This is a genomic window from Janthinobacterium sp. CG_23.3 (genome assembly GCF_046115965.1).
Lineage (GTDB): Bacteria > Pseudomonadota > Gammaproteobacteria > Burkholderiales > Burkholderiaceae_D > Janthinobacterium.
The window spans coordinates 1-1,388 of record NZ_JBJXIB010000266.1 but is presented as its reverse complement, the minus strand read 5'-3'; the positions used below and the strand labels follow the sequence as shown (position 1 = coordinate 1,388).

Here is a 1,388-nt window from a genome sequence, read left to right as displayed (position 1 = left end):
GCGGGGCGGTTTTGGTGGCATGCACGCATGATGCGTTATCCACGATTCGTTTACAACAACTTTCTACGCTGTACGCTCAGGCTGAATAGTCACTCCGATTATACGTTGGCTTTGGGCATCATTGACGCGTCGTCGCCGCTAAATCGTTGCGAACGGCGCGCCGCTGTTGCATAGCGACAGCGGGCGGCGCCGCCGCGGACGAAAAAAAACGGAGGCCGAAGCCTCCGTTCTTACTTGCTCAACGCCGCTGACGCTTACGCGGCGGCGTTTTTACGACGACGCGCCATGAAGCCCAGCAGGCCCAGGCCGCCCAGCATCATGCCGTAGGTGGTTGGCTCAGGTACCGCGCTGACGTTCAGGTTGCCGGCGAAGCTACCAGCTTTGCCCGACACGGCGCTACCGCCGACTTTAACCGAGTAGGCGCCAGCGGCCAGGCCCGTCTTGGTCAGCGTCCAGCGGTCGGTTTTGCCGGTTTCCAGTTGCTGGAACGAGGAGACCAGGCCGTTCATGCCGTACAGGGCCACCGAGGTGATGTCCAGGCCGTTGTGTGCGTTCGAGCTCATCGACGATACCAGGCCATCGAAATCGCTGGTGCCGTTAAAGCTGAAGGTGAATTCGTCCAAAAAGGTGTTCTTGTTGTTGCCGGCGCTAAACGAGCTGCCGAAGTCGCTGGTGCCGTCGAGCAGGGTCAGCGCTTCTGGCGCGTGGCTGATGTCGGCAGCCATGGCAGCGGTGGAAGCGACGGTTGCGCCTGCGAACAGCAGTGCGGCGATCAGGGAGGTGGATTTTTTCATGGAGTTCCTTACAAAAAAACGACTGCGTTAAGCAGTCTAGGTTGATGAATCATCTGAACGGTTATGCTAGCAGGCGGATGCGGCAATTTGTATGGCGGACTCAAGCGTGCGCGAGGTCTAAGCTGTTGATTCTTCAGGGCAATATCGGACCGGCGCGCATGGGTTTGGCGCTTGCTTCATAGGCGAACCCAGCAAAAAATATTGCCACTTGGATCATAAGTTGTCGTAACTATCATCTCGGTAGGAGTAGTCTTACAAATAGACGGGCGATACTCCGGCAGGCCGGTGTCGGGGAAAGGGGCTTGTGCTGGTCTTGCCCTAGCGTTCAGGGCGGCGCGGTGGCGTCGGTCTCTGCCAGCAGGTGCTCGGGGTGGTGGGGGGATTGGCGCGCGACGCCATTGTGTTTGCACAAACGAAAACGCCAACCGGCGAGGGTTGGCGTTCTGCAACAACTCATTCTTGGTGGCCCGGGGCGGAATCGAAGCACCGACACAAGGATTTTCGTGACTGTTCAGCCGCTATGCGGCAAGCGGGATAGGATTACCGTTGAAGGCCCGGAGCAGAACCTCAAGCATGCCATGGCCTTGCTTGCGT

The 1,388-nt window shown here is 58.6% G+C and carries 1 protein-coding gene; it reads right to left on the bottom strand.

The window, feature by feature from the left end:
* Window positions 1–254: 254 nt before the first annotated feature.
* The gene (locus ACFDR9_RS27685; RefSeq protein WP_017877679.1) at window positions 255–794 is read right to left on the bottom strand and encodes an FxDxF family PEP-CTERM protein; all 540 of its coding nucleotides are present in this window, start codon (window positions 792–794) and stop codon (window positions 255–257) included.
* Window positions 795–1,388 lie beyond the last annotated feature (594 nt).

Excerpts from the sequence above, each read along its gene's own strand:
- ACFDR9_RS27685 (WP_017877679.1), bottom strand. The coding sequence starts at position 794 with ATGAAAAAATCCACCTCCCTGATCGCCGCACTGCTGTTCGCAGGCGCA.